The 22,606-nt window shown below is 71.1% G+C and carries 23 protein-coding genes and 1 pseudogene; 17 read left to right on the forward strand and 7 right to left on the reverse strand.

Annotation, left to right across the window (positions count from 1 at the left end):
• Positions 1-163: 163 nt before the first annotated feature.
• From Q8791_RS10030 to Q8791_RS10095, 14 genes are all read left to right on the forward strand, one after another.
• Positions 164-778: a hypothetical protein gene (locus tag Q8791_RS10030; RefSeq protein WP_330091358.1), complete on the forward strand. Its 615-nt coding sequence runs from the start codon at positions 164-166 to the stop codon at positions 776-778.
• A 472-nt stretch (positions 779-1,250) separates the two neighbouring features.
• Entirely contained in the window at positions 1,251-1,769 is a 519-nt protein-coding gene (locus tag Q8791_RS10035; protein WP_330091359.1) for a hypothetical protein, read from the forward strand.
• Between the two features lie 230 nt (positions 1,770-1,999).
• Positions 2,000-2,563: a hypothetical protein gene (locus tag Q8791_RS10040; RefSeq protein ID WP_330091360.1), complete on the forward strand. Its 564-nt coding sequence runs from the start codon at positions 2,000-2,002 to the stop codon at positions 2,561-2,563.
• 22 nt (positions 2,564-2,585) lie between these two features.
• Positions 2,586-3,206 (forward strand): SAF domain-containing protein, encoded by a 621-nt coding sequence (locus Q8791_RS10045; RefSeq protein WP_330091361.1) that lies wholly within the window; start codon positions 2,586-2,588, stop codon positions 3,204-3,206.
• Positions 3,207-3,237: 31 nt separating this feature from the next.
• A complete protein-coding gene (locus tag Q8791_RS10050; RefSeq protein ID WP_330091362.1) occupies positions 3,238-4,074 on the forward strand; it encodes a hypothetical protein in 837 nt (278 codons plus the stop codon).
• Positions 4,071-5,396, forward strand: a complete 1,326-nt coding sequence (locus Q8791_RS10055; protein ID WP_330091363.1) for a CpaF family protein — start codon at positions 4,071-4,073, stop codon at positions 5,394-5,396. The genes Q8791_RS10050 and Q8791_RS10055 overlap by 4 nt, the downstream gene beginning before the upstream one ends.
• Positions 5,393-6,238: a type II secretion system F family protein gene (locus tag Q8791_RS10060; RefSeq protein WP_330091364.1), complete on the forward strand. Its 846-nt coding sequence runs from the start codon at positions 5,393-5,395 to the stop codon at positions 6,236-6,238. Before Q8791_RS10055 ends, Q8791_RS10060 begins: the two co-directional genes overlap by 4 nt.
• Entirely contained in the window at positions 6,235-7,113 is an 879-nt protein-coding gene (locus Q8791_RS10065; protein WP_330091365.1) for a type II secretion system F family protein, read from the forward strand. Before Q8791_RS10060 ends, Q8791_RS10065 begins: the two co-directional genes overlap by 4 nt.
• A gap of 19 nt (positions 7,114-7,132) precedes the next feature.
• Positions 7,133-7,336: a hypothetical protein gene (locus Q8791_RS10070; protein ID WP_330091366.1), complete on the forward strand. Its 204-nt coding sequence runs from the start codon at positions 7,133-7,135 to the stop codon at positions 7,334-7,336.
• Positions 7,333-7,719, forward strand: a complete 387-nt coding sequence (locus Q8791_RS10075) for a TadE/TadG family type IV pilus assembly protein (RefSeq protein ID WP_330091367.1) — start codon at positions 7,333-7,335, stop codon at positions 7,717-7,719. Before Q8791_RS10070 ends, Q8791_RS10075 begins: the two co-directional genes overlap by 4 nt.
• Positions 7,716-8,168, forward strand: coding sequence for a hypothetical protein (locus tag Q8791_RS10080; protein ID WP_330091368.1), 453 nt, complete (start codon positions 7,716-7,718; stop codon positions 8,166-8,168). The genes Q8791_RS10075 and Q8791_RS10080 overlap by 4 nt, the downstream gene beginning before the upstream one ends.
• Positions 8,168-8,545, forward strand: a complete 378-nt coding sequence (locus tag Q8791_RS10085; RefSeq protein ID WP_330091369.1) for a hypothetical protein — start codon at positions 8,168-8,170, stop codon at positions 8,543-8,545. Before Q8791_RS10080 ends, Q8791_RS10085 begins: the two co-directional genes overlap by 1 nt.
• A gap of 13 nt (positions 8,546-8,558) precedes the next feature.
• Positions 8,559-11,048, forward strand: a complete 2,490-nt coding sequence (locus Q8791_RS10090) for an OmpA family protein (RefSeq protein ID WP_330091370.1) — start codon at positions 8,559-8,561, stop codon at positions 11,046-11,048.
• Between the two features lie 166 nt (positions 11,049-11,214).
• Complete coding sequence (locus Q8791_RS10095; RefSeq protein WP_330091371.1) at positions 11,215-11,961, forward strand: MerR family transcriptional regulator; 747 nt, start codon at positions 11,215-11,217, stop codon at positions 11,959-11,961.
• 181 nt (positions 11,962-12,142) lie between these two features.
• On the opposite strand, the gene Q8791_RS10100 is transcribed toward Q8791_RS10095, so the two are convergent.
• The 7 genes and pseudogenes from Q8791_RS10100 to Q8791_RS10130 form a co-directional block, all read right to left on the reverse strand.
• Entirely contained in the window at positions 12,143-12,769 is a 627-nt protein-coding gene (locus tag Q8791_RS10100) for a stage II sporulation protein M (RefSeq protein WP_330091372.1), read from the reverse strand.
• Positions 12,770-12,970: 201 nt separating this feature from the next.
• Entirely contained in the window at positions 12,971-14,833 is a 1,863-nt protein-coding gene (locus tag Q8791_RS10105; protein ID WP_330091373.1) for a protein kinase family protein, read from the reverse strand.
• A gap of 15 nt (positions 14,834-14,848) precedes the next feature.
• Positions 14,849-16,924 carry a WD40 repeat domain-containing serine/threonine protein kinase gene (locus Q8791_RS10110; RefSeq protein WP_330091374.1) on the reverse strand — a complete coding sequence of 692 codons (2,076 nt, stop codon included), beginning with the start codon at positions 16,922-16,924 and terminating at the stop codon, positions 14,849-14,851.
• A gap of 24 nt (positions 16,925-16,948) precedes the next feature.
• A complete protein-coding gene (locus Q8791_RS10115) occupies positions 16,949-19,033 on the reverse strand; it encodes a WD40 repeat domain-containing serine/threonine protein kinase (protein WP_330091375.1) in 2,085 nt (694 codons plus the stop codon).
• Positions 19,034-19,388: 355 nt separating this feature from the next.
• Entirely contained in the window at positions 19,389-20,006 is a 618-nt protein-coding gene (locus Q8791_RS10120; RefSeq protein ID WP_330091376.1) for a DUF1707 SHOCT-like domain-containing protein, read from the reverse strand.
• A 307-nt stretch (positions 20,007-20,313) separates the two neighbouring features.
• Positions 20,314-20,427: pseudogene (locus Q8791_RS10125) on the reverse strand (IS5/IS1182 family transposase); the annotation flags it as partial.
• A 132-nt stretch (positions 20,428-20,559) separates the two neighbouring features.
• Positions 20,560-21,159 (reverse strand): TetR/AcrR family transcriptional regulator, encoded by a 600-nt coding sequence (locus Q8791_RS10130; protein ID WP_330091377.1) that lies wholly within the window; start codon positions 21,157-21,159, stop codon positions 20,560-20,562.
• A 103-nt stretch (positions 21,160-21,262) separates the two neighbouring features.
• Here Q8791_RS10130 and Q8791_RS10135 point away from each other — a divergent pair, with 103 nt between their 5' ends.
• The 3 genes from Q8791_RS10135 (at position 21,263) to Q8791_RS31820 (ending at position 22,587) form a co-directional block, all read left to right on the forward strand.
• A complete protein-coding gene (locus tag Q8791_RS10135; protein ID WP_330091378.1) occupies positions 21,263-22,009 on the forward strand; it encodes an SDR family NAD(P)-dependent oxidoreductase in 747 nt (248 codons plus the stop codon).
• 116 nt (positions 22,010-22,125) lie between these two features.
• A complete protein-coding gene (locus tag Q8791_RS10140) occupies positions 22,126-22,266 on the forward strand; it encodes a hypothetical protein (RefSeq protein WP_330091379.1) in 141 nt (46 codons plus the stop codon).
• A 147-nt stretch (positions 22,267-22,413) separates the two neighbouring features.
• Positions 22,414-22,587: a hypothetical protein gene (locus Q8791_RS31820; protein ID WP_407941979.1), complete on the forward strand. Its 174-nt coding sequence runs from the start codon at positions 22,414-22,416 to the stop codon at positions 22,585-22,587.
• Positions 22,588-22,606: the final 19 nt, after the last annotated feature.

Here is a 22,606-nt window from a genome sequence, read left to right on the forward strand (position 1 = left end):
CGTCGACCCCGCCGTGGGCCTGGAAGAGGCCCCCGCACCCGCCCTGCTCCCCAGATGGTGTCCGAACACGCCCGTCCGCCCCGGGGTCCCCTCCTCCCCGGGGCCGGTGCCCTAATCTTCCCGCGCCGCAGAGCTGCGGCCAGGACGGATCAAGGAGACCGACATGGGCGAACACGACAAGAAACGGCACAACAAGCAGCGCGACAAGAAGCTGGAACAGCAGAACCCCGCCGCGCGCGAGGCTGCCGCGAACCCCTTCGAGCTCGACGACTTCGACGGACCGGTCCCGATGACCTACCAGGGGCGCGTCATCACCCCCGAGGTCATCGTGCAGATGCGCGCCCGATCCCCTGAGCCCGCCGACCGGCTCGACGCGGAATGGGAGCGCATGGTGCTGGACGACAACCAGCCCTGGTTCACCGACCAGGACCCGCTTCACGACACCGGGAACACCTGGACCCACGCCCGGACCCTGTCTCCCGACGCCTTCGCCGACCACGGATCCCCACCACCCGAGGCCGATGCCTGGCAAGTCCCGCGCCCGCGTCAGGAGATGCGCTCCGAGGGGCTGGACCCGGTGGAGCTCCTGCTGCGGGTGGAGGGGATGAACTCGACCGATGACTTCGAGGCCACCCCGCCCGACCAGTGGCATATCGACGGCCGACTCCTGACCAAGGAGGAGCTGCGCGCGCTCCTGTCGATGGGGGCCACCGACTTCCTGCGCTACTCCCTGACCCAGGACGAAGGCCGGGAGAGCGGGGGAAGCGCCCAGCCGTGACCGAGCACGGCCCCGCTCCCGTATCACCCCGATCAGGCACCCGCGTGCCCCCACCTCTCAGGTCAGTACAGCTGGTCGGTGACCAGATTCCCCATCAGGTCGATCGACGCGACGTCGGACATTCCTACAGTGTGGGCCTGGGAGCCCGGGCTTCCTACACGATGGCCTCGGGGCAGGTCCCGGTGGGGCTGCCCGGGTTCCGCCTCGCGGACTGACCGGGCTGCGGTTGCGATGGGCGGTGTCTGTCCCGGACACCGCCCATCGTCATGCGCAAGCGTCGTTCTGATGGCGTTCTGCCCACACGGGCAGTGTTTTCGCAGTTGGCTGAGTTGGACACCCGGGGTCGGTGGGCTTGCCGACAGTTTTCGAGCCACCATCCACAGAGAACCACTTGTGCGGAGGGTGACAGAGGGGCTACGTTCTCTTTGGTCACTAAGAGTGATCAACAAGCCACTCCAAGGAGTCTCCTTCGGTGCGTCGATTTTTCCTGCCTGCCTTGGGGTTGGTGCTGGTCACTGGGTGTTCCGTCGGAGCCGACGAGAATCCCGAACCGGTTGTTCAGTCGTCCATGCCCCCTGTGGAAACGGAACCTTCGGACGGCACTCCCGAAGATGAGGCAGTCGAGGCCTACCTGGACTTCTGGGACGCCATCGTCCTGGCCTCGGCCGAGATGGATCCGGAGCACCCGGCGCTGGAGGAACACGCGGTCGATCAAGCCCTGGAACTGGCCCAGGACGGTGTCCAGGGAGTGGCAGACGCTGGTCTTGGCATGGAAGGTGAGCCGGTTCTGAGGCCCAAGGTGATCTCCGCTGAGCCAGCAGACGACCCGAGGTCGATCGTGATCAAGGACTGTAAAGGCGCGGGGGACTGGAAGGTTGTGGGTGAGGCCGAGCCCCGGACGGACAACGTTCGTGTGGATGCTCGTGTGAACCAGGACGTCTTCGATTGGTGGGTCGTGGAGATTCAGATCTGGGGTCCCGGAACGTGTTGAGCTCTCTTAGCGCTCTCACGGTTGGCCTGACGGCGTCTGTCCTGGTGGGTGCGGCCCCTTGGGGGCCGGTGCCTCACGGGCCTGATTTCGAGGGTGGAGTCTTCTGTCAGGGAGACGGTTGCAACGCCTTCGCGGAATCCACCCAACGCGGTGGCACCTCCAGCAGCGGTGACATCCACCCCCGGCCCGGCAGCAGCGAGCCGGTCTCCCTGTCGGCTGAGTCACCGTGCGTGAAGTGGGAACGAGCAGACCCGGGGTGGTCGTGCGGCGCCTCCACCCGTTCCGGCCCGGCCGACGGCGTGGAGCCCGTCGACCCCCGGACCGGCGCGGAGCGCGCACGGGCGTCGATGGCCCTGCCCAACGTCACCGTGGGATCCTCCCCGGCGGCTGAGATCGTCGTGGGCTTCCCCCTCTGGCTGTGGGTGGATCACTCCGACTGGGAACCGGTCAGCGCTACCGCGGCGGTCTCCGCCGGGTCGGTGACCGTGACCGCCACCCCGGACGGGGCCCGTTGGACCATGGGCGACGCGACGGCCCTCGACTGTTCGGGGCCGGGGACCGTGTTCGATCCCGCCCACCACGACGCGGACGCTTCGTCGCCCGACTGCGGCCACACCTACACCCGCGCCTCCAGGGGACAGCCCGAGGGCCGGTTCCCGGTCACGGTCACGGTGTCCTGGTCGGTGGCGTGGACGACCACCGTCGGCGGTGGCGGAACCCTCGACCCCCTGACGACCAGCGCCTCCAGCTCCGTGCGGGTGGACGAGGTCCGCGCGCTGGTCACCGACGGCTGAGCGCGCCAGAGACGGAGAGAACGTGACGACGACCTTGGCCGAACCCCGAACATCCGACCGGAACACCCCGAAAACCCGCCTGGCACCGCCCCGCCGTAGAGGTTGGAAGCGGCCCTTCGCCGGTGTCACCGCCGTGGTTCTGGGCGGGGTCGTCGCAGCCTGGGCGGCCGGGCACGACGAGGAGCGCGTCCCCATGCTGGTCACCGCCGAGGACATCGCCGCCGGTGACGTCATCACCGTCTCCGACATCCGGATCGTTCCCGCGCTGGGTGTGGAGGCCCTCGACCTCGCCCCGGCCGAGAAGGCGCTCGGCGCACGGGCGGCGCTGCCGGTTCCGGCGGGCACGGTGCTCACCGGGGCGATGCTCGCCGACACCGCGAGCTGGCCCGGTCCCGGGCAGGCGGTGGTGGCGGTGCAGACCCAGCCCGGCATGCTCCCGGACTCGGCGCGCGAAGGCGCCCCGCTGCTGGTGCTCGGCACCGGTGAGGGGGACCCGTACACCGTCCGCCTGCACTCGCTGGGGGAGGAGGGCGAACTCGCGGGTTCCCGTGTGGTGGAGCTCGTGGTCGCCGAGGACGAGGTGCCCGAGGTGGTCGAGGCAGTGGACGACGGCGTGCGGCTGGCGCTCATGTCCGCGCGGTAGGGCGACGGACACAAGGAGAAGGAAGAAGCACATGATCATCGCGGTCTGTTCACTGTCGGGGGCGCCAGGGGTGACCACCCTGGCCACGGCTCTGGCAGCGGTGTGGCCCACCGGTCCGCTCACGGTCCCGGTGCTGGTGGAGGCCGATGCCAGCGGCGGCGACCTGGCGGTCTGGCACCGGCTTTCCGGGCGCCCTGGACTGGTGTCGCTCGCGGCATCGGTCCGCGCGGGCACGGCGGAGCTGTCCCCGGCCGAGGAGCGGGGGACGCACCGCGCCCTGTTCCGCCACAGCGCCGAGATCCCCGGCGGCCTGAGGGCGGTGACGGCGCCGCCCACCGCGCACGAGGCCTCCGCCGTGGTGGCCGCCCTGGCGCACCGGATCCAGATCCTGCGGGGCGGCGTGAGCGTGGTGGACCTGGGGCGGGTGATGCCCGGGACCGCCGGCGCCCACCTGCTCTCCCTGGCGGACGTCGCGGTCGTCACGGTCGCGGGTGACGACGCCGCGCAGATCTACCGCCTCTCACGGTGCCGGGACGTGCTCGACGCCCTGGCGGAGAACGGCACGACGGTCGGGTTGGCGGTGCGCGACTCCCGGTTCTCCGCCGCCGAGATCACCGCGGAGACCGGATTCCCGGTGTGGGCCGAGCTGCCCCACGATCCCACCGGGGCGGGCTACCTCCGGGGGGAGTTCCTCCGGCCCCGAGGGCTCCGCGAGCGATTCACCGCCTGGTCCCACACCCGCCAGGACCCGGACACCGTCGAATGGATGCCGTTGCTGGCCTGTGCCCGGCGCCTGGCCAACCGCGTGGACGACCTGCCGCCCGCCTGTGTGCGGCTCGGACACCGGACGGAGGTGGCGGTGGCATGAGTCCCACAGCCCGCGCTTCGGCAACGGTCTCCCCGCACCGGGTTCCGCAGCACCTGGAGGAGATCGCCCACCGGATGGCCGCCCGCGTCACCGACACCCTGGTCCGCCAGGACACCGACAGCACCCTCACCGACCACGGCAGCCGAGCCCAGCGCGAACGGGCCGACGCGGTGCTCTCCGCGCTGCTGGAGGAACACGCCTGCCGCGCCCTCACCGGCGCCGCGCGGGGACTGACCGAGCAGGACGAGGCCTGGGTCCGCGCCCGCGCCCTGGCCCAGGTCTGCGGACTGGGCCCGTTGGAGATCCTGCTCAGCGAACCGGGGGTACGCGACATCCACATCAACGGCACCCGCGTGTGGGTCGACCTCGGTGACGGACAGCGCGAGGAACGCCCACCGGTCACCTCCTCCGACACCGAGCTCGTCGCCCTGGTGCAACGCCTCGCCGGACGGGCGCCGGGCGGAGAACGGCGCTTCGACTCCTCCGCTCCGCTGCTCAGCATGGAACTGGGCGACGGCGCCCGCCTTTCCGCCGTCATGGGCGTCTCCCGGCGACCGGCCGTGTCCATCCGCCGCCACCCCGAACGCGAACTCACCCTCACCGACCTGACCGCGTCGGGGATGCTCACCCGACCCGTGCGCTCCCTGCTCACCGCCGCCGTCCGCGCCCGCCTGAACATCGTCATCGGCGGGGCGACCGGCTGCGGAAAGACCACCCTGCTGCGCGCACTGGCCCGTCACATCCCACCCGCCGAACGCGTCGTCACCATCGAGGACGCCTTCGAGCTGGGTCTGGACTCCGACCCGGACCTCAACTGCCTCGCCCTCCAGGGCAGGCCGCCCAACACCGAGGGCGCAGGGGAGATCACCCTGGCCGACCTGGTCCGACACGCGCTGCGCATGTCACCGGACCGGGTGATCGTCGGCGAGACCCGCGGCCAGGAGACCGTGGCCCTCCTGCACGCCATGACCATGGGCACCGACGGATCCATGGCCACCGTCCACGCCTCCTCCTCCGCGCAGATCCTCACCAAGCTCGCCACCTACGCCAACCAGGCCGGCGAACGGCTCACGCTGGAGGAGAGCGGCGTCCTCATCTCCTCCGCCGTCCACCTGGCCGTGCACATCGACACCGACGACCGCGGCAACGGGCACGTGGCCGGCATCCGCGAGGTCGTGGGCGTGGACGGGCCCCAGGTCGTGACCAACGAGCTCTACGCCCTCGAACACGGCGGATTCACCACCCAGCCGAGTCCGCAGTACACGCGCAGGCTCACCCGTGCCGGATTCGATCCGGCCACCCTGTTCGGGGAGGCCCGGTGACCACGGTCCTGCCCGCGAGCCTGGGCGGAGCCGCCGTCGGCCTCGGCCTGGTGCTCCTCCTGCCCACGCTCACCCTCGTCCTGGCCGGGCTCCGCACCCGCGCGAACCCGGCCCGCCACCTCCTGTGGAAAACCGCGGCCGCGGCCGGAGCGGGGATGCTCACCTGGGGTGTCACCGGCTGGCCTGTCGCCGCGGCCATGGCCGCTGGGGCCGCGTGGTGGCTGCCCACGGCTCTGGGCCCGGACCGGGCGACGTCCGCCGAGGTCGCCAGGATCGAGGGGGTGGCCGGGTGGACCGAACAGCTCCGCGACCTGATCACCGCCTCCGCCGGGCTGCGTCAGGCGATCTCTGCCTCCGCCGACATCGCCCCCGACGCCGTCCGCGACGACGTCCGGGCCCTGGTCCGCGACCTCACCACCGGAACGGACCTGGAGAAGGCACTCGACGCGTTCGCCCACCGCGTCGACAACGAGACAGCCGACCTGGTCGCCACCGCGCTGTCCATGGCCTCCCACCGCCACGCCGCCGACCTGGGGCCGCTTCTCACCAGCCTGGCCGAAGCCGCCCGCGACCGTGCGGCCATGCTCGTGCGCACCTCCGCCTCCCGCGCCCGCACACGCACCTCGGTCCGCATCATCGTCACCACCGCTGCCGCCATGGTCATCGGCATGGCCTTCCTCAACGGCCCCTACTTCGCACCTCTGGACTCGGCCGCCGGCCAACTCGTCCTCGCGCTGGTCGGCGCCGTCTGGGCCGCGGCCCTGGGATGGCTGCTGCGCCTGTCGAACCCGCCGCGCGCGCAACGCGTGCTGTCAGCACACCCGCAGGAGGCACACACATGAACACACTCATCGCCGGGCTGGGCGGAGCCACCGCCGGAGCCGGGGTGTACTGGACCATGTGCGCCCTGCGCCGACCCACCCTCGCCGACCTCCTCACACCGGTCGGCAAGGAGCCTGTTCCGCCCGTGGTCGCGGGCCCCCTGAAGGTGGTGAGGGCGGCCGGTGCGGGCGTGCTCGCCCGCCTCGGCTGGCCGGGGGAGCGGACCAGGAGCGACCTGGCCGCGTGCGAATCCGACGTCGACATCCACCGGATGGACACCAGCGTCGCAGCCGTCCTCGGACTCGCCCTGGGCGTGCTCCCGCTCGCCGTCGCGACGCCACCGGCGTCCCCGCTGCCTGTCCTGTCGGCCCTGACCCTCGGCGGGTGCCTGCTGGCCCTGAGCCTGTGCGCACCGACCCTGATCCTGCGCCGGCGCGCGACCCTCCACCGGGCCCGCCTGAGCGCGGCCACCTCGGTCGTCGCCGACCTGGTCGGCGTCGCCCTCGCCGGAGGAGCGGGCGTCACCGGAGCGCTCACCTCCGCCACCCGGCGGGGGAACGGACCGGCCTTCACCCGCATCCGGCTCTGCCTGCACGAAGCCAACCTGCGCACCCTCCCGCCCTGGGACGCCCTGTCCGACCTCGCCCGGCGCACAGGCGTGAGCGACCTGGACGAACTCGCCTCCTCCGTCCGACTGGCCGGGACCGACGGCGCCCGCGTACGCGCCTCGGTCCGCACCAAGGCCGCCTCCCTGCGCACACACCGCCTCGCCGCACTGGAGGCCGAAGCCCACCAGGCCACCGAACGCATGACCCTGCCGGTCATGCTCCTGGTCCTCGGCTTCCTCCTGCTCATGGGCTATCCCGCGATCGTGCACGTCACCAACGGATTCTGAACCCGGGAAGGACCGACCCGTGAACCAGGCCCTGCGCCGAGCACTCACCGCACTCGTCCACGGAGGACGAGGCGGTCGCCGCACCGGCGACCGCGGATCCGGCACCACCGAGTACGTGCTGGTCCTGGTCATCACCATCGGCATCGCCACAGCCGTCGGAGGCATCCTCACACCGATGATCACCGAGAGCGCCCAGTCCATCGACCTGGGCGTCAACCCGTGAAACGCCTGATCAGCCGCGACGACCGGGGCAGCGCCGACACCCTGTTCGTCATCCCGCTGATGTTCACGATGCTGCTGGGCATCCTCCAGTACGGCATGTGGATCCACGCCCACCACCGCGCCCAGGCCGTCGCCACCGAAGCCCTCGCCGTCGGACGCGCCCACGACGGCAGCGCACGGGAAGGGCGGGAACGCGGCCTCGCCATGGTCGGCGACCTGGGCGGCGCCATCCTCCAGGACGTCCGCGTCCGGGTGGAACGCCGGGACGGCACCACCCGCACCACCGTCACCGGCACCGCGGTCAGCCTGGTCCCCGGCTGGCGCCCGACGGTGAGCGCCACCCTGAGCGGCCCCACCGAACACGTCCCCGAGGCCCGGCCATGACGGGCAGGAGCTTCCCGGGCCGGAACTTCCGAGGCCGGGGGAGCACGGACCAAGGGAGCGCGTGGGTCGAACTGGCCCTGCTCGTCCCCGTGCTGCTCGCGTTCCTGGCACTGCTCGCCCTGACCGGCCGCGACTACACCGCAGCCCTGGCCGTGGACGCCCTCGCGCACTCCGCCGCCCGCGCCGGATCCCTGCACACCGACGCCGCCACCGCACAGGAGGCGGCCGAGCGGGCCGTGGCCGAGAGCGTGGGCACCTGGGGACGTGCCTGCCAGGACCCCACCGTGCACCTGGGCCCCGCCACCGTCGCGGGGGCGCCGGCCGTGCGCGCCGAGGTCACCTGCACCGGCCACCGCGACGACCTCCCCGCCCTGGGCGTCAGCGAGAACCGCACCGTCACCGCCCGGGCCGTGTCGGTCACCGACGTCCACCGCGAACAGGCGCCGTGATGTTCGGCAGCAGCCCCAGCACCTTCGTCGTCGCCATCGCCGCGACCCTCATCGCCTGCCTCGGACTGGTCCACGACGGCGCGCAGATGCTCCGGACGAAGACCCGGACCACCGTCCTCGCCCACGAGGCCGCCCGGGCCGGCGTCCAGCACCTGGACCCCGAACAGCTCCGAGCGGGCGCCTACGCGCTCGAACCGGCCGCAGCGCGCACCGCGGCCCAGGCACACGCCCACGCCGGCGGAGGCCACGCGGACGTGGTGGTCGGCGCCGACTCCGTCACGGTCACCGTCACGAGCACCCACCACCCGACCGTGCTCGCGGTGCTCGGCGACGTCCGGATCTCCTCCCGAGCCACAGCCACCGCCCACACACCGTGAGACGAGGGGACCCGTGAACCCGCCCCGGACGGCCCTGGCCGCCATCACCACCCTGGCGCTGCTCATCGCGCCACCCGTCCTGCTCGGGCAGCAGACGTGGCCCGACATCGCGAACGTGAGCGGCGACCACCTGCGGTTGTCCCTGCTCAGCGCCGCACTGCCGCCACCGGTCCTGCACACCCTGGCGCTCGCACTGCTGTGGCTCCTGTGGGCCGCCTTCGCGCTGCTGGTGGCAGCGGACGCCGTCGCCCTGCTGCGGGGGCAGGCGCCCCGGATCGGGCTGCTGCGCCTGGCCGCCACCGGCATCGCGGGGACCTCGGCAGCCGTGTCCGCTCCGGCCGTCGCCGCCGTGGCCCCCGCTGACAGCACGCCCACGGCCGGCGCACAGGACGCCCACGGCGCGCACACCGACGAACCGGTACACGTGGTGGAGCGCACCCGCACGCTCGGCGGGTTCGGACTCGGCTCCGCCGACCTGACCCCCGCCATGACGGAGGACCTGGGGCCCACCGTCGAACTCCTCCGGCTCTTCGGTGACCCGGGCACACCGATCACCGTCAGCGGACACACCGACGCCACCGGTCCCGACGAGTACAACCGCGCCCTGTCCCGCCAACGGGCCGAGGCCGTCGCCGCCGCGCTCACCGCACATCTCGGCGAAGGATGGAGCATCACCGCCGAAGGAGCAGGTTCCGGCCGCCCCCGCGCCCACCCCGACCTCGGGCCCTCCGCCGACCGGCGCGCCGAGATCACCTACACCCTGACCACCGCGGTCCGAGGCGCCGCTGACAGCCCTGCCGAGCACGAGGAGCGGACCGCCGACGGCCACGGCGTCGACGCGCCGGTCACCGAGGCGGAGGACACGGGCGCCCTCCCCGTCGGCGCGGTGCTCGCCGGAGCCGTCGCAGGGGGAGCGGTCGGCGCGGTGACCGGTCGGCTGACAGCCCCGGGACGACGCGGAAGACACCGGGACCCCGAGGACGGCCTCGACACAGGCCCCTACGACTCCGGGCCCTTCGACGACGGCTCCTTCGATGACGGTCTCGCCGTCGAGGAACCCCTCGGCGAACCCGTGCCCGTCGTCAGGGGCGACGACGGGTCGGTGGTCAGCGCACAGGGATACGTCAGGGTGGCCGACAACCTCGGCGTCAGCGCACGCGACGGCCTCGGTGTGACCGGAACCCACGCGGTGGGCGTGTGCGCCTCCCTCATCGGCCGCGCCCTGGCAGACCCGGACGTCCGGGTCATCACCACCCGGGAGGTCATGGACCGGGCCGGGGCCTCCTTCCGGGTGCGCGCCCCGGACATGACCGTGAGCGCGGACACCGCCTCGGCCGTCACCGAGGCACAGCTGGCCTACATCACCGCGGCCCGGGACGACGGCGTTTCCTCCAGGACGCTGCTCGTGGTCGAGGCGACCGGGCACGCGCGTACCCGGGACCGGTTGCGGTCCCTCCGGGACGGGGACGGGGAGGCCGTGGCGCTGATTCTCGGCGAGGAGCGGGGATCGCCGACGGTGCGCTGTGACGCCTTCGACTCGGTCGGCGTGACCGCTCTCGACGGGACCACGGCCACCTACGAAGGGCTCCGGCTCCTCCACGTCGACCAGGCCACCTTCGCCGCCCACTTCACCACCGCCGTCGAGGAGCCCCGCCCCGCCGAGGCGGACGTGTCGGTGCCCCCGGAGACGGGGAGGGGAGAGGCCGTCCCCGACGGACAGGGACAGCCGGGCGGGACCGGCCCGGCCCCCGCCGCCGAGAGCTCATCGAAGGTCGGCATCCAGCTGTTCGCGCCCCAGCCGCGTATCACCGTGGACGGGGTCGACATCGGCACGAGGATGCGCGCCTCCTCACGCACGATGCTCGCCTACCTGGCACTCCACCCCGACGGGGTCGGCACCGACGCCCTGACCGACGCCCTCTTCCCGGACTCCGCCGAGAGCAAGGCCCGCTCCCTGCGCAACACCGCCTGCACCAGTGCACGCGGAGCCGTCCGCGAGGCGCTGGACGACCCGGCGGCGGAGATCATCGACGTGGCCTTGGGGCGCTACCGGATCCGCCACGACCTCGTCGACGTGGACGTGTGGCGCTTCGACCGATCACTGGGCGCGGCCAGGAGCGCTCACGAGAGCGAAACCGTGCGGTCCTGCCTCCAGGCTGCCGCGAACGAGTACGGGCACCTGCTGCTGACCGAGAGCGAACTCCCCTGGATGGAGGAGAAGCGCGAGAGCTACCGGCGGGCCGCCGCCGACTGCTTCGTCGGCCTGGCCAAGGCGACCGGCGACGCCAGGCGGGCGCTGACCTGGTTGGAGCGGGCACGGGAGTCCGACGACCTGAACGAGGCCGTCTACCAGGAACTCATGAGGGCTCAGGCCGGGGCGGGTCGCCCGGACGCCGTCGAGCGCACCTACCAGGACCTCGCCGACCGCCTCAAGGCCATGCGGGCGCGACCGAGCGCGGCCACCAGGAACCTCCTCGCGGACCTCACCTCGACCTTCCGCTGAGGCCTGGCCCGATCGCCCCAGGGCTCCGTGCCGCTTCCGGTCCTCGACACATCGTCTCCGGTCCCGTCTGAAGACCCGTACCCTTCCCAGTGAATACACTGCCCCCGGGCCAGGGCAGGCCCGTGGTGAACGACGACGGTTCGCGGCCGACGGCGAGAGGATGCGCATGGCGTGGAACACCCAACAGCTGGCCGACCTCGCGGACACCACGGTGAAGGCGGTCCGCTACTACCACAAGATCGGCCTGCTGGAGGAACCTGAGCGTTCGGCCAATGGCTATTACCGCCGGTACGGAGTTCCGCACCTGGTTCGGCTCCTGCAGATCAGGCGGCTGAGCGACCTGGGCATCCCGCTTTCCGATATCGAGAGGTTGGGGCCCGCCTCCGGTGATCCGGAGGAGGTGATCGATGCTCTGGATGCCGAACTGGAAACCAGGGTCACCCGACTCAACCGTATCCGGGCCGAGCTCGCGCTGATCAAACAGCATCGCGGGTCGACCTACCTGCCCTCGGAGTTCGCTTCGATCTCGCCTACGTTCACGGAGTCCCAGCGGTCATTGCTGATGGTCTACTCCACGGTTCTCAGTGACGACTCCATGCAGCGGTTCCGGGATCTGCTCGAGCACAGTTCAGAGGTCGATGACGATTTCGAACAGTTGCCCGCCGACGCCGACGATGCGGCCATCGATCAGCTCGCCGAACGGATCCTGCTGCAGATCCGCAGCACACAGGAGACGCATCCGTGGTCGATGGACCCGGTGGCAGACGCTCCGGGCGGACGACAGCACGCCGCTGAGACGATGGCCGAGGCGCTGGTGGAACTGTACAACCACGCTCAGCTGCGCGTGCTCCAGCGGGTGAACCAACTTCGTCAGCAGAGCGATCCGACGCCCGGTAGCGACAACTCGACCTGACGGCCGAGCCCGGAGGCTCGTCAGAGATCCTCCCGCTCCGCGCCGAGAACGCAACCGGGACGGGTCCGCTGATCGACCGCGTCGTATCCGATCACCGGGTGACCGACTTACTGTCGTAGGCGCCGGCGGGCTGTCCTCGCGGGTCGGCGGGAACGGCGGCCGCCCCGCCGACCGGTACCGGTCAGCGCATGGCGCCGGCCAGCCACGACACGAGGTAGCTCAGTGAGAGAGCCTCGTACACCGCGCCGATGACGAACAGGGCCAGGGCCGGGATCCAGATCCAGCCGAACCGCTGTAGTCCTCGCAGGTAGCCCCGGAGGCGGGTCTCCTCGCCGACCGTGTGCGGTCGCAACAGCGCCATCGCGAGCAAGTACGCCCCGAACATCACCAACACGTAGGCCTGGAACTCGATGACCACGGTCACGGAGTGCGGGATCTGGTAGTGAAGGCCTGGACCGCCGGGGACCGGTGCCAGGGTGACGCCGATGTCGAACGCCTTGTAGGCGAAGAGCGGGATGCCGATAAAGGGCACGACCAACGACGGCAGTGTGATGATCGGCAGGGCGACCGTGAAGACGTTGACCAAGAAGATCACCAGGGCGAACATCCACGGCTTGGTGATCAGTTCGAGTACCTGGTCGGCTGTTCCATCATCGTTCAGGCCCTCGACATTGGCGGTGTTCAGCTCGGGAAAGATCACCCCCGCCACCAGGCCGATGATGAACAATCCGTACCCGATGGCGTTCATGACGAGATAGGCGCCGAGGTTCTCACGGATGAGTTGGAAGGGTCTGTGCAGGATGCGCATGAAAATTCCTCGCTGGGACCGCAACGGCGGTCGTGCTGAACTGTCACCTCGGATTCGGTAACCCACGACCAGTGCACAATCTGCCCCCGGGGCAGAGTCAAATCCGGGCCCCGACCCACGGCCGCCCGGGCACGACGGCAGGGCCCGGACGCCGGGCCGGCCACGCTCTCGACCACTGCCGGGAACCGCGCCGACGCCCTCTCACAGCGTCCCGACGGTCTCCCAGGTCTCGGGGTCGAGGAACCGCACACCCGCTTCCTCCGTCTCCACCGCGACGATCTCTCCGTCCGGGTGCGGAGCCACGTACCGGGGGACCAGCCCATCGGGGAGAAGGCTCTCCCCGCTCTCCAGATCCCACGCCCCGCTGTACGACTCCGTTTCCGCGTCGTAGTCCTCAGGATCGGAGTCCCACCACGTCACGTACACCCGACCGAGCCACGGGTCCACGACAACATCCCGGATCCAGGGCTCCTGGAGTTCCGCCACCTCGTCCATGTCGAACGCGTCGACCCGGTGCCCGGCGACGATGTCCCACACGATGACCTCGCCCCCATGGACATAGACGACCTCGTCGGTCCCCGGGGCCGGTGCGAACACCCCGTCCGCCACCGGACGGACCGTGTGCAGTCGTTCGCCGGTGTGCACGTCCCAGACCGTGATGCTCCAGCCCGAGGAGTCCGAGGAGCCTGCGTAGTTCCTCAGGGCCAACCGTCGCTCATCAAGGAAGACGGGGCTTCCCCCGTCGCTGTCGATGGTGTCCACGGTTTCCCCCGACCCGCTGTCGACGATCTGCACACCCGAACCGGGGACGGCATCCGATCCGGTCAAGGCGATCAGTCCGTCGGGGGAGACCGCGATCCCGTCCACGGCCGGAAGCCGTTCCGAAGCAGTCCCACTGGTCGATCCCCCGTTTCCGTACCCGGTGGCCGTGCCCGAGACCAGATCGAACTCCTGCCCTATCGATGTCGGGTACTCCTCCCCGGGGCGCGGTTGCGGTTCCATGACGACGGCCGCGATCGCGCATCCCTCGGGCAGGAAACCGAAGCCCGCCAGTCTGTCCAGGTCCGTGCTGGGACGAGCGATCTCCCTGCCCTTCCTCCAGTCCCACACGCTCAGTTCGTCCTGGAGGGTGTGCATGACCAGCAGGTCACCGTCGGGCGAGAACGCCATATGGGAGAAGATCTCCAGGTCGTCGGCCTCCTGTTCTGCCGCCGGGGCGAACCCCTCCGCCTCGGTGCAGTCGGCGACCACCGTCTCCGGTGCGTCCGCGGAGTCCGCCGACTCGTCCCGCGCCGCCACGAGTGCCGTAGCGGCGACCGCCGCCACGGCCAGGACCACGGCGGCCACCGGCACGAGCACACGCCTCCAGGGCCTCCGCCCGACGGTCGATGGCCCGCTCTCTCGTCCTGCCCCGGTCCCCGTGATCATCCGCACGAGTTCACGCGAAGTGGGCCGCAGGTCCGGATCGGGGTGCAGGCAGCCGTCGATCACCTTCCGGAACCGAAGCGGGGGACCAGCGCCCCCCGCGGCGGCGGACATCAGGAGCGCCCAGTGGCGCACATCCTCCGCCGCTTCACCGGACGGCTCCGCGGAGACCGCACCCGCGAGCATGGCGCCATCGGAGGCGAGCAGTACGTCCTCCGCGCGCAGCGGCCCGACGGACACCCCTGCCTCATGAAGATCCGCCAGGCCTGCGGCGAGTGCCGTCGCCACGGCGGGAAATTCCTCACCGGGCAGGCCGCCCCCGCTCCTCTTGAGGAGCTCTGCGAGGGTGCCCTCATCCGCGCGCGCGAATGCGACCCAGGGAACCGCGCCCCGGGTGTCGGCCCCGACCATCCTGCACACGTACGGGCTCCTCAGCTTTCGCAGGGCCTCGACCCGGCGCGCGAACTCGCCGCGGAACAACGGGTCGGTGGCACGCCCGGGACGTAGGAGCACGATCATGGCGGACACATGGCCGCTGGTCCCGCCCGCGTAGCGGTGGGCCGTGCCGTCCGAGCCGAGCCTGCCGAACAGCCGGTAGGGCCCGATGGTGGGCGGGTCGTGCGGGTGCAGGGGGAGCATCCCGATTGTCTCCGATCAGCCGAGTTCGGCCAGGACTTCCGCGCTCGTGGCGTCGACGATGAGGACGGTGGTCGCCTCCTGGGGCAGTACGGCCAGCACCTCGCCCGACGGATGCGCCGCCAGGGTCCGATTGTCCGCCTCGCCCGCCCCGTCCGTTCCGGACGTCACCCTCTCACCGGTGGAGAGCTCCCAGGTGGTGCGCCGCCCGTTGGACCCGGTGATGAAGTTCGCGCCGTGCACCAGGTGGAACCGGTCCGTGCCGGGTGCCACGACGAGTTCTTCGGACAGGTGGGGTTCATCTCCGTCCGGGCTGAAGAGCCGGGGTTCGGTTCCGGTCAGGTAGTTGGTGTGCACGACCGCTTCCGGAGAGGCGGACAGGTAGAGCAGGTCACCCTCGTCGTTGGGCAGCGCCACCGAGCCGCGGTTCGCCCTCAGCGTTTCCTCCCGGCGGAACACCTCGCGCCCGGTCGAGGTCTCCAGCACTGCGACGAAGTTCCCCTGGTTCAGGGCGAGGTGCTCGCCGTCCGGCGAGTAGGCCGCCCAGTCGATCGCCTCCTCCCAGATGTCGGTGACCGCACCCGTCGCCAGATCGATCCTTCGGGTCCCCCCGGGGCCGATCGTGATCTCTCCGCCGTCGGGTGAGAACACCAGGGGCTCGTAGACGAGGAGATCGACCAGGTCCGGTAGGTACATGGTCCGCTCCCCGCTGCGCAGGTCGAAGACGTGCAGGCCCCCTTCGGTGGACAGGTAGGCGAAGCGGCAGCCGTCCGGGCTCACCGTCGGCGAGCCTCCGAAGTCAGGCAGGGATTCGCCGACGAAGGCGACCTCCGTTCCCGCCTCCCAGTCCCACAGGGCGACCCCGGTCGGATGCGACAAGGCCAGCAGTTCGCCCCCGGCCACGAACGCGAGGCGGGGAAAAGTGCCCGTGTCGAGGTCATAGCTGTCCTCTCCAGGTATGTTCAGCCGCTCCCGGGCGGCCTCCGCGTACTCCGTCGCGAAGTCCTCCGGCTGCGAACACGGACCCGTTCCGCCGTCCGCCGCGGTCTGCTGCACACCCCCACCGGCCGCCTCCGATCCCCGCTCCGAGACCGTCCACACCCCCGCGCCCGCGGCCAGGATCAGCGCTACCGCACCGGCGCCGACCACCCACGGTGCCCGGCAGCCGCCGGGCACCGCAGAGCGTCGCGGGTTCCGGGAGACGTACCCCCGGTGTTCCCTCGCGACCTCCTCCACTTTCCGCGCAGCCCCCACCGGAAGCCAGTCCGGCGCCGCGTCGGCGGGGTCGGTTGGACCGCCCAGCTCCTCCAGCACCCTGGCCGCCGACGGCCGGTTGCCGGGGTCCTTGGCCAGGCACCGGGAGAGCAGGCCGCGCAGGTCCTCGGGGACGGAGTCCAGGTCCGGTTCCAGGTGGGTGATGCGGTAGGCCACAGCGGAGGGGTGCCCTTCGCCGAACGGGCCGGTACCGGTGAGCGCGTACACGGCGGCGCCCGCCAGCGCGAAGACGTCCGTGGCGGGGGAGGCCCCCGCACCCTCGTACTGCTCGGGGGCGGTGTAACCGGGGGTCCCGGCGGTCAGGGTCTCCTCATCGTCGACGGTCTCGGCCGCTTCCAGGGCTCGGGAGACCCCGAAGTCGATCACCTGCGGCCCCGCCGCCGCGACCATGACGTTGCCGGGCTTGAGGTCGCGGTGCACCAGTCCGTTCCGGTGCATGCCCTCGAGCGCCGACGCGACGGCCCGCAGTAGAAACCGGACCGACTCCTCGGGGAGTTGACCGGCCTCCCGTATCAGGTCGTGCAGGGTGGGCCCTGCCACGTACTCGGTCGCCATCCACGGCACCCTGGCGGCGGGGTCGCCGGCCAGCACACGGGGCGTGAAGGGACTGCGGGCGCGGGTGGACAGGTCGAGTTCACGGGCGAACCTCGTGCGGAAGCCGGAGTCGTAGGCGAACTCCACCCGCACCGACTTGACCGCGGCGAGGGTGCCGTGGTCGTCGGTGCCCAGGTAGACGCGGCCCATGCCGCCCGCACCGAGTACGGCGCGGAGGCGGTAGGGGCCGATGATGCGGGGATCGTCGGGGGAGAGGGCGTGCATGGGGCCTTCGTCTCGGTGCGGCGTTCAGTCCATCTCGTCGACGACGGTGAGGTTCCCGCCGTCCAGTACCAGCAGTTGCCCCGCGTCCGAGTCGAGGACGGCCAGGAACTCGTCGCGGGGGTGCGGGCTCACCGGTCCGGGCAGCAGGACATCGCCGTCGCGCAGGACTTCGCCCGTGCCGGTGTCCCACACCGTCCCGAGCAGGTCGGTGACGTCGTACGGGTCCTCGACACCGACGTACAGCCGTTCGCCGTCGGAGGAGAACGCGAAGGAGAATCCGGCGTCGGGGTCGTCCTCGCCGATGCGACCCAGGTCCCGCAGGGTGGTGCCTGTGCCCAGGTCCACCAGGCGGACCCGGTCTGTGTTCTCCAGCAGCGCCATCACCGACGGGTCGGTCGGGTGCGGGACGAAACCCATGTTCCCGGGCCCCTCGAAGTAGTGGACCCAGTCCCCGGTGTCCGCGTCCCACACCGCGACCCCCAGTACTCGCTCGAAGTCGTCGCTGACGGTGCCGACGAGCATCTCCCCGTCGGCGGTGAACTCCAGGTCGAACACGTAGGTGAAGGTGTCCGGCCCCAGAAGGGGGATGGTGAGGACGCGTTCGCCCGTCGGGACGTCCCACACGTGGATGACGTGCTCGATGTCGTCCCGGTCCAGTTCGTTGGCGACGACCGCCACCCGGGTCCCGTCGGAGGACAGTGCGGGGTTGCGGGGGTTGGTGCCCTGCTCCTCGTATACCAGGACGGTCTCCTGGGTCAGCGTCCCATCGATGTCCCGGAGGAGTTCGATCCTGTCCTGGTGGGCGGGACCCACTCCGTCCGCGTGGACCGCAGCCATCGTGCCGTGGGTGTTGATGTCGGTCTCGGACGGCGAGGGGTCCAGGAAGGCCGTGATCTCGCCCGCCCGCCAGTCCCACACGGAGAAATAGAGCGAACCAGTGGCGTATATCCGTTCCCCGTCGGGGGAGAAGGCCACGCCATCGGCGGACCACAGACTCCGCTGGTACTCCTCCGAGGCGAAGGCGGGGTCGGCGGTCCCTTCCCCGGCCGATTCTCCTGTGGCCGGGCCGTCACCGGGGCTGTTCGCCGTGTCGTCCGCGGGTTCCCCGCTTCCGGGCAGAGCCGTGAAGGCGTATCCGCCCCCGACCACCAGGACCAGGGCGGCGGCCGCGGCCCCGGCGATCAGCGCGGGCCTCCGCCACCGGGCCCGGCCCGTATGTGTGCGCTCCCCGGCCTGCCGCTTCCGCAGCCGGCGAACGTCGTCGGTCACCTCGTCGGGCAGCCAGGCGTGCGCTGTCTGCGGCATGGGCACGTCGGCCAACGCGTCCAGGATCGCGGACGTGTTCGGGCGGTGCTCGGGACCCTTGGCCAGGCAGCGGGCCAGCAGGTCGCGCAGCGGCCCCTCCGTGACCACCGACAGGTTCGGGGAGCCCGACAGGATGCGCTGCAGACTCTCCTTGGGCAGGGCGGGCCCGAACGGCGGTTCCCCGGAGGCGGCGAACAGCACCGTCCCGGCGAGCGAGAACACGTCGCTCGCCGGGGACATGTCACGGCCCTTGATCTGTTCGGGTGAGGTGTAGGCGGGGGTGCCGAACGTCTGCCCGGTACGGGTCAGCACCGTACCCTCCACCGCCCGTGCCAGCCCGAAGTCGATCAACTGCGGGCCGTGCGGGGACAGCAGGACGTTGCCGGGTTTGAGGTCGCGGTGCATCAGCCCGGCCTCGTGCACCGCCTCCAGAGCCCGTGTCAGTCCGGACACCAGCACGGGCAGGGACTCGGACGGCAGCGGTCCGTGCTCGCGCACCGCCTCCTTGAGTGTCGGGGCGGGCACGTACTCGGTGGCCATCCACGGCACCTCGGCGTCGGTGTCGGCGTCGAACACCGCCGGGGTGAAGGGCCCGCGGACCCGGCGTGCGGCGCGGACCTCGCGGGCGAACCGGGCCCGGAACTCGGGGTCGTGGGCCAGGTCGTCCTTGACGAGCTTGACGGCGGCCAGATCGCCGCCCGGGGTGCGGGCCAGGTAGACCTTGCCCATGCCGCCGGCGCCCAGGCGGGCCAGCAGCCGGTGGGGTCCGACGGTGCGGGGGTCGTCAGGGGTGAGGGGGTACACGGGGAGGGTGCCTCACGGTGTCGCGGTTCCGGTGGCGCCGAACCCGGTTCAGGGGGCGGGGCAGGGACAAGTTACCGCCCGGAGGGCCCTGTGCGCAGGCCCGTGTCCACATGCGGACTCCGCGCGGTGTCGTGCCACGCACATCCGGTACGGGGAACCGGGTGCGAGACGCCCCGGCGCTACGTCCACCCGGTTCAGCCGCGGCGCAGGCCGCCGGTTCCACCGCACGGAGCCTCCGGGGGAGGGACGCGAAGCCGACCACGAGCCCGGAGGCGACCACCACCATGCCGATCCGGGGCCGAGGAGTCGGTGCTTGAGTTCTGGTGGTCGTTGTAACACCCCACCTCTGGAGGGGCTAGTCCTGCGTCGGGTTGCTGTGCAGCTTGCGCCGTTCCCAGCGGTTGGGGTGGCGGATGGTGACGCCCCCCACGCCGCCGGCCCCGGTGAGGCGGAGCAGTGGAGTTCCCGGGAGCCGGTCGGGGGTGGTCTTGTCCGTCAGGCCGCCGATGCCGGGGTCCATGCCGCTGGTGTCCGCGGCCCAGCCGTCGGGGACGACGATCGTGACACCGGAGGTCTCCCCGTACGCCTCCACCGCGACCTCCGTGAGGCGGCACTCGACCCGGGTGAAGTCGACCTTCACACCCCCCACGCCTGCGTGAGCGATCACGCGCCCGGGAACTTCCCAGCGTCCGGGGCCCCGCGACGCGCCGTACAGGCCGCCCTCGAGCACCAGCGGCGGCTGGCTCGCGAAGGAATCCGGCCTCGGCAAGTCGGCGGTCAGGACGGCCAACTCGGCGTGGGTCTTGGACTTCAGCGCCTGCTCCAGGCGCGAATCCAGCTCATCGAGATCGATTCGCCCCTCGGCTGCGGCATCGCGCAGCTGCTCCACCACTGTTTCCCGGTCGTCGTGAGAGGCGCGGAGCTCTCCTGAGGGAGCAGGACGTGGAGAGGGATTCGGAGGCCGGCTAGTCATGGCCACAAGGATAAGCGGCCGGTGGACAGGGCCTGCACCTCTCGAACACTGCCCAGACCGCGAGGCACTGCCCCCCGTGGACCCGCGCGGCCCCTTCCCCGCACATCCGGGGGCGAGAAGGTTCGCCACCGGATGTGGCGGCAGAGGGCCCGCTTCTCCCGAAGCTGCTCGGCGGCTCGCCGTCGCTGCGGGAGAAGCGGGCCGGGATGCTCTCCCTCATCGGACGTCAGGGGTGGGGCCTTCTGCTGTCACCCCGTCGGCTCCACCAGTGGGCCTTTGTCAACCTGATCATGCGCCGGCGATCATGGTGGCGTGCGCCGGGCAGCGGCGGTGGGGTCCACACCAGCCGCCCGATCGGGTCGGCGATGACCTGCACGTTCAGCCCGTGGGCCTTGTGCTTGCCGGAGTGGAACGCCCGGTCGTAGCCGGAGGCTGTGCCGACCCGGTCGATGAGCTTCGGCCATTGGAGGGCACGACACGTCGCACGGCCTTGACCAGGAGATTTGCCCGGTTTGGCGAGGCTTGGTGTGAACGGTCGGTTCGCGCCTGTCGGTCAGTCGCCGGAGCGGTCCGGCAGGAGTTGAGCCGCGAGTGATCGTGCTGTGGCGGTCAGTGTGGCCGTGTCCAGCCCGGTCCGGCTCATGAACAGGAGCCCTTGTTGCGCGGCCAGGAGGGCCCGCGCCAGTGCGATCGGATCCGCTCCGGCCGGTAGGTCGCCCTCGCGTTGGGCGCGGGCGACGCAGTCACCGATCAGCGCGGTGGACGTCTCGTAGGTGCGGTGGGCGTGGTCGAGGACTTCCGGATCGGCGTGACCGAGTTCGTAGGTGCTGTTGGCCATCAGGCATCCCCGCCGTGTGCCGGCGCCGGTCGGGTCGTCGATCGGCGCCTCGAGGAGCATGCGTAGTGCGTCCAGGGCCCGTGGAGCATCGGCGAGGGCTTCCCGAAGTTGGCCATGGCTGTCGTCGGTGTAGCTGCGCAGCGCCCGGAGGAAGAGCTGACGCTTGTCGCCGAACGCTGCATACAGGCTGCCTTTGCCCAGTCCGCTGACCTGCATCAGGTCTTCCAGCGAGGTCGCGGCGTAACCGGCGTCCCAGAACTGATCACGGACGGCGTTCAGTACCTGCTTCTCGTCGAACGATCGCGGACGTGCCATGCGAACAGGATACGGATTCTTGACCGTTCGGTCCACCATGCTTATGGTGGACCGAACGGTCAAGAATTCCGTGGCACGTCGCACACGGGGAAGTGGGAAGCACATGGGAAAGCTGGATAACAAGGTGGCGATCGTGACCGGCGGGTCGCGGGGGATCGGGGCGGCGTCGGCGCTGGCGCTGGCTGACGAGGGAGCCGACGTCGCGATCAGCTACTCGTCCTCGGCGGATCAGGCCAAGGCCGTGGTCGCCGACCTGGAGGCGAAGGGGGTGCGTGCGGCGGCCTTCCAGGCAGACCAGTCGGACGCGGCGCAGGCGGTGGACCTGATCCACAGCGTGGTCCAGCAGTTCGGAAAGCTGGACATTCTGGTCAACAATGCGGGCGTCACCGTCGGTGGCCCGATCGACAGCGAGCTCGCCGACGAGTCCGCCTTCGACCGCCAGCTCGCCATCAACTACACCAGTGTGGTGGCCGCGGTCCGAGCGGCGTTCCCGCTGCTGCCCGACGGCGGGCGGATCGTCAGCATCAGCTCGGGTGTGGGAACACGGGTGGGCTTCCCCGGAATGACCGACTACGCGGGCACCAAGTCGGCCCTCGAGGGCTACAGCCGGGGCGCCGCCCGCGATCTGGCCCACCGGGGCATCACGGTCAACGTCATCCAGTCCGGGTTCGTCGACACCGAGATGAACCCCGCAGATAGCCCGGCCGCCCCCATGTTCCTTCCGACAACGGCGATGGGGCGGTACGGCAGGCCGGAGGAGATCGCCGCAGGCGTCGTCTTCCTCGCCAGCCCACAGGCCTCATACATCACCGGCGCAGTGCTGAGGATCGACGGCGGATACGGCGCATAGCGCGACCGCGCAGCAGACGGCGAGCGGCCACGGATAGCGGACGGCGGTAGCGCAGGAGTACGGCCCCTTTCCATGGCAGATTCCATTCCCGGGCCACTTCTGTCACGCAGCCGTCCGTGGCCGTCGTCGCCCTGCATCTGGAACTGAGCGGATCCGGATTGCGCACCGGACTCATGGACGCGTTGCGGGAGGCCGCGCGCACCGGGCGGCTCGCGTCGGGCACCCGGCTGCCCCCGGTCCGATCCCTTTGCCGCTGATCCAGGCAAAGCCCTTGACGCCGTGGCCGACGCCGACGCAGAACTGGTGGCCGAGGACGGCTCACCGCACAGCAGGGGTCCGGGAGCCGGGTGGCCAGGCGGGCCGAGCCGTGCAGAGCCGCGCCCGCTCCTCCCCGCACAAAGGACGTGAACGAAGCCCGCGCCCGCCGCCGCGGACCCGGCGAGCGGATCAACGCCGAGCTGAAGAACTGGAAGATCCTGCGCAAGATCCGCTCCAGCCCCGACAATGCCGCCACTCATCGCCGCAGTCCAGACCCTCATGACCGCCGGCGCATGATCAGGTTGGCAAAGGCCCAGTGACACCGTGTCATGGGTTCAC

Source organism: Nocardiopsis codii (genome assembly GCF_036327455.1).
GTDB classification, from domain to species: domain Bacteria; phylum Actinomycetota; class Actinomycetes; order Streptosporangiales; family Streptosporangiaceae; genus Nocardiopsis; species Nocardiopsis codii.